Annotated in this window: 5 protein-coding genes; 2 read left to right on the top strand and 3 right to left on the bottom strand. The window is 43.6% G+C overall.

The window, feature by feature from the left end:
• The first annotated feature begins 633 nt into the window (after positions 1-633).
• Positions 634-816 (top strand): DUF454 family protein, encoded by a 183-nt coding sequence (locus ACRC32_RS26810; protein ID WP_039714173.1) that lies wholly within the window; start codon positions 634-636, stop codon positions 814-816.
• Positions 817-1,088: 272 nt separating this feature from the next.
• Here ACRC32_RS26810 and ACRC32_RS26805 read toward each other — a convergent pair whose 3' ends face one another.
• Positions 1,089-1,268, bottom strand: a complete 180-nt coding sequence (locus ACRC32_RS26805; protein ID WP_438556832.1) for a hypothetical protein — start codon at positions 1,266-1,268, stop codon at positions 1,089-1,091.
• Between the two features lie 638 nt (positions 1,269-1,906).
• On the opposite strand from ACRC32_RS26805, the gene ACRC32_RS26800 reads away from it, so the two are divergent.
• Positions 1,907-2,221: a DUF5132 domain-containing protein gene (locus tag ACRC32_RS26800; RefSeq protein WP_438556831.1), complete on the top strand. Its 315-nt coding sequence runs from the start codon at positions 1,907-1,909 to the stop codon at positions 2,219-2,221.
• 268 nt (positions 2,222-2,489) lie between these two features.
• Here the strand turns inward: ACRC32_RS26800 and ACRC32_RS26795 are convergent, their stop codons facing one another.
• Positions 2,490-4,868 (bottom strand): heavy metal translocating P-type ATPase, encoded by a 2,379-nt coding sequence (locus ACRC32_RS26795; RefSeq protein ID WP_438556830.1) that lies wholly within the window; start codon positions 4,866-4,868, stop codon positions 2,490-2,492.
• A gap of 62 nt (positions 4,869-4,930) precedes the next feature.
• Positions 4,931-5,344, bottom strand: a complete 414-nt coding sequence (locus tag ACRC32_RS26790; protein WP_438556829.1) for a hypothetical protein — start codon at positions 5,342-5,344, stop codon at positions 4,931-4,933.
• Positions 5,345-5,430 lie beyond the last annotated feature (86 nt).

The raw sequence follows: 5,430 nt of genomic DNA, 5'->3' as shown, positions 1-5,430 counted from the left end.
ATCCACAACTTTTTTATTTGATTATTAAGGGGATTTTTACAAAAATGCAGGAATTAAGCAAGAACCGCAAGAAGGATAAACTCTTCTTGACAGTTACGATTGATTCCTGCATAAAGTCAAAGTTCATTGGACGGGCTATGTGCCGTTTTTCAGCTTTTGAGCTGAGATGAACTATCCATGTGCTTTCTACTATTAGCACAAGTTCAGGTCACAAAATGTTCGTATATTCCTAACTCTATGATTAGGAAACCGGATAATCAGTTGTCAGTTGTCAGTTGTCAGTTGTCAGTTGTCAGCAATCGCTACAACCAGAAAATCAAAACTATAAGAAACTATGACTTTACTAGCTGAATATTCTGATAAAAAATGCTTAAACATTACAATCCTTATTTAGAGAATTACTTAAAAAAAGTAGGCAATTGCTCGCCATAACTCTTTCTTAGACTAGGTTGGAGGGCAAATACAGCAGATTATAAGTAAGGTAAATCGTCTCAATTTTCACCTAATATTACATTCCTCTTGGTAGATGTTCGCTTCGATTCATTCAATTTATACTGAAAACTGTTCTACAGTTCAATGGTTTTAGAAAGTTGAAATTGTTGAAAAGTTGAAACTAAGAGCAGGAGGAAAAATATGCTAAAAACACTTAAGAACGTTGCTTTACTAGTTGCAGGGACGATTAGCTTGGTGGTTGGGATTGTAGGAGTTCTTCTTCCTATATTACCAGGAACTCCTTTTTTGATTTTAGCTTTCTTCTGCTTCGCGACTCTGCTTGAGTCAATTCTTGAGTCAATGTTTATTGCAGCTTGGTTTTAAAAGTTGCAATTAAACATGATAGCAATATTGAAAAGTTGCTAAATCGCTTTATCTAATCGCTCTCATTAGAGGTAATTGCTTAAAATTACCGCGATCGCGTTCAGTTATCGATTTAGTGTTTCCCATGCGGGTAAATAACATTTATAGGGGCGTACAGAGAAAGCGCCCCTACAGAGCTATGTGCCTCATCCAATTGAGCTATACTTCTGAGTCGATCTCTTGTTTGTCAAAGTAAGATTTTCCGCTCGGTTGGTACGTTGCTAACAGTTGCCTCATACTGATACTATTACCTCTAATTCTAAACCTTTGTTAGCCATTTGAAGATTAGATATCGCTTCAGCAATGTACTTAGTAGTGTCATCAGTTGTTGTAATATCAAATAAAGTTTGACCGTTGCCCCAACAGCTAAACTTACCTGCCAGAAAATCAAAATCTTTTAGCAGCTCAGGCAAGCGAACTCTCAACTCGATCGTCGCACCATGCAGAAAGGAAAAGTTCTTCCATCTAGGCGCGTGTCGATATTTGGGGTGGGTTGGTGAAGCAACCAGAATCTTTAAATTCTACCCGCCATACATTTTTGTAATTTTAGGAGATTTTATAGCTTCAAAATCTCCTGAGAATCTTTACCCCATCCAAATAAAACCTTATTTAGTTTTAAAATATAAATAAAAAATAATTTAAAAAAAATTGTATCAGATATCATGAGATTCTGCTAGTAGTAAAACAGGCATTTTAATAGCAAAACAGATTATATTTATTTATACTATTGCTCTTTTAAGATTTTTAAATTTGCGCTCTTATTTCTAGTAAATATTGTATTCTAAAATAAAGCGATACCACTAAAGGTATATGCCGAAGTAACGAGAAAATATATCTGTGTTTGCTAATTGTCAACCTTGTTACTTCACCCTGTCGTGGCTGACATTTCGCGTAACCATTATTTCTGGTAGTTAATAGTTATTAGTCTGCTACATAGCGTGCGATGTGAAGCAAACAGAGGCTAATTCATAAAGTCAAATTAGCTGTCGGCTACATCTATAGTAGTTACGCGATACCTAACCGTTCAGTAATTTTTGGAGGATAAATAAAGATGCTCGAACTAGAGACTTTGTTACTAGGTCTTGAGCCAATTACAGCATTAACTATTGGTGCTGGTGCATTAATTTTAGTTCCTGCAATCGGCGCGATCGATTCAATGACGGGTAATTCCCTTTCGGACTCGGCAAGAGGTGCTGCTAAAAATGGTTTAGTTTTTGCCCTCGACACATTCGATAAGGGACAACGTTTGATTGCCGAAGCTGGCGAATCTTTCCAAGATTTAGTTGCTGAAGCTAAATCAGAAAGAACTAAACCGACTAATGGCGCTCCAGAAGCTCCCCGTGAGGTATCAATCGTATCTCAATAAGCTCTGAGCTTTGGATGTTTTTATTTGGTGTATGAGGAGTAATTCCATAGTGGATGAGGAGTGATACCGTAACACAATACAAACTGGGAAGGTAAAAGCCTTCCCCTCTCGCTCTCAGAACAACCCTCTCAACACTCGCTTTTAGGTTTTTACCTGGGCGAGTTTTTTAATCAGTGACCAGTGACCAGTGACCAAACAATTCGCAATTCGCAATTAAATTCTCACCTCAGCCTCCTCTGCTCCCTCTGCTCTCTTCTCCCCCTAACCCCTAACCCCTACAAAAAGATTTCGAGTTTGGATCGTAAGTCCATGCGATTCCTTCTGGATCTTTGCTACTGCTCCATTTACTAAATTCAGGTTTGGCGCGGTGACGGGCGATCGCTCCAGCAGATAATCCCAACCGCTTTGCTAGAGCGCTTTGCTTGATGCAAGTTGCACCATTGCTGCTGAGGTGCGTGCCATTGTCAAAAGTAGGTACTGTTGACGCATTCAGAGCTAAATTACTAGCTGCTGGCAGTCTTTTTTTCGTAAAAAAAGTTTTTGGTGGTAACAGGGGGCGGGTACTGTTGAAGAATTCAGCTAAAAAGGCAGTAAAGTTGTTGGTGACGACATTGACGATTGGGTTGAGACCGAAAAAGATCCCGCCAGTGACTACGGCGAGATTAGGAACGATGACGATCGCAGCATTTTGATAAACGATTTCCATCGCTCTTTTGGCTAGGGCGATCGCTTCTACTATCCCAGCTAAGTTGTTATCTAACAGCACGATATCTGCGGTTTCTGCTTCAATATCACTACCAGATGCAAAAGAGATTGAGACATCGGCAAAAGATAGCGCCGCCGCTTCGTTAATTCCATCCCCCACAAAAGCCACAGTCTTACCGTGGTGGCACAGTGCCTGTACTAACTCGGCTTTGTTCTGGCTAGTCGCATGGGCGTGAACGCAATTAGGAGTCATACCCAGTTGCGTTGCAACAGCGTTGGCAACTTTGGGATTGTCTTCTGTCACCACATAAATCTCAATTTGCAATTGTTGCAAAGTTGCAATTATGTCTGTACTTTCTGGGTGTAAAAAATCAGTATAGAAGATTGCTCCTATAACTTGCCCGTTTTTAGCGACGTAAATGTAGGAGTCAGTACTAGCATCAATTTCAGGCTGAAGGCAGCTGACATCGACATGGTGTTGTTGCAATAGGCGATCGCCTCCAACTAAGATTTCTTGCCCGTCGATCTGACAAGCAATTCCCATGCCTGCAAAGTAATCCCATGTTTCGCATTCCAATAACTGAATCCCCTGAGTTTCAGCAGCATAGACGATCGCAGTTGCTACGGGATGATTGAGAGAGGCTTCAGCGGTGGCGGCAAGCGTTAAGACTTCCACAGGGGAGATACTTGGATCTGTGGTATGGACGGCTACAACTGCATTGCCTTGCGTCAGAGTTCCAGTGCGATCGAAAACTATAGTATCAACTTGAGCCAGCAACTCTAAAACGCGACCGCTACGAATATACACGCCATGACGTGCTGCAGCTGTTAGAGCGCCCAGAAAAGCTGTGGGCATGGCAATTTGAATCCCGCTACCAAAGTCGAGTTGGAACGGGGTAATTGCTGGACCATACGTCCCAGTCAAGGCAAAAATAGATGCACCTAAAAAGATAGTTGGTACGACAGCACTTTTGGCAAATTCTGCCTGCTGCGTACCGATCTGAGTGTCGTATACAGGTTCTGCTTGCAACAATTGAAAAGCTAATCCGACGCGGGTATTGTAACCAGTGCGTTTGGCTTGGATGCAGAGTTTACCTTCTAACAATCGGGCAGAGGCACAAACATCTTCGCCTACTGTGGCAACTACTGGCTGCGGATCGCCAGTTAAGTGCCGTTCGTCAATTAGTGCCGTTCCCTGCAAGATTTGCCCGTCTACGGGAATCACATCGCCAGGATAGACGATGACGCGATCGCCTACGACTACCTCTTGAAAAGCAATTTGCCTTTCTTGCCCATCTCGTTCGACCCAAACAAGCTGTTGGGAGCCATTCAACAACTGTTGAAATTGTCGTTCTTTTTCCTCTCCACTCATACCGCGCAGAGTCCGCCGCACGCCTACCAAAGCTGTCTTCAGTGATGGAGCGACTAACTGCCCGTTGAGGGTGTGAAATGTCATCCACAGGGAGTCTAGCAGATCGACATTGGGCTGGCGATTGACAACTAAACTCTCAGTTGCCCGACTGAACCAAGGTACGGCAGCACCCGCGATCGCCGCGCCAATAATTAGAGGCGGAATTTCCAGTGGAGCAGCTACCAAGGCAAGTCCGAGGGCAACTACTGGCAGTCCTAGTTGTTCCCATTCATTGACCTGCGGTCGGTCTAGTGGTTTTGTCTCTGGCAGAACTAGATCGGTGCTACCATCTGCATTACCGAATCGTTGAATGCGATCGAGCAGTTCTGCTTCGGCGATCGTTTCGGAAACTAAATAAGTTTCGTAAGTCACGATCAGCGATCGCGCCGCCGGATTGATCCGAATGCTGGTGACAAAATTCAGCGACTCTAATAGCCAATTCAGCTTGTCGGCATACTCTGAATTATCGGCAATCCAAGGGACGCGAATCCGCAAGCGCCCCTCCGTGCTGTGAATAACTTGGCAATCCATTTTTATGAGGGGATGAGGTCTGTAGAGACGTTGCACGCAACGTCTCTACAGAACCAATTAAACTACGTTGGTTGTGGAACAACACGACTAGCAAGGCGAGCAATGACATGACTGTTCCACCACTCCATTGCTTTTGCTTGCGGGTTATCGCTGTCGTGCCAACCACAATGTTCGACATGGATCGATTCGGGTTCGGCAGCGTGCGCTCTTTCGAGTTTTTCCGCCGTCACTGCGATCGCCGGTATGTAGCCAATGTGGGTGAATGAGTAAATATAATACTCGCCATTTTGATTTTTGTAGGCGGCGTGGTACTCATTCAGCGTATGGTGAGAGTTATGCTTGGCATCGGCATCTGCTAGGTTGCGTCCGTCCCATGCCTCGGCAATTAACTCATCGTAAGCAAGAGCGCGATCGTAGGCAGCATATACGTTAGAGTCGAACTTGGGCTTTTCTCCCAATTGAATTTGTTCAAACATTAGCGCACTCCTGCTGCAACTAGCTGTTCTTGCTGGACGTTGGAATTGTCGAATTCAACCGTGTAGAAGTATCTCGAACCTGGTTC

This window comes from Chroococcidiopsis sp. (assembly GCF_051657925.1).
In the GTDB taxonomy this organism is placed as follows: Bacteria; Cyanobacteriota; Cyanobacteriia; order Cyanobacteriales; family Chroococcidiopsidaceae; genus Chroococcidiopsis.
Note: the sequence above shows the minus strand (reverse complement) of the source record. Positions and strands in the feature narration are given on the sequence as shown.

Excerpts from the sequence above, each read along its gene's own strand:
- ACRC32_RS26810 (WP_039714173.1), top strand. The coding sequence starts at position 634 with ATGCTAAAAACACTTAAGAACGTTGCTTTACTAGTTGCAGGGACGATT.
- ACRC32_RS26800 (WP_438556831.1), top strand. The coding sequence starts at position 1,907 with ATGCTCGAACTAGAGACTTTGTTACTAGGTCTTGAGCCAATTACAGCA.
- ACRC32_RS26790 (WP_438556829.1), bottom strand. The coding sequence starts at position 5,344 with ATGTTTGAACAAATTCAATTGGGAGAAAAGCCCAAGTTCGACTCTAAC.
- ACRC32_RS26795 (WP_438556830.1), bottom strand. The coding sequence starts at position 4,868 with ATGGATTGCCAAGTTATTCACAGCACGGAGGGGCGCTTGCGGATTCGC.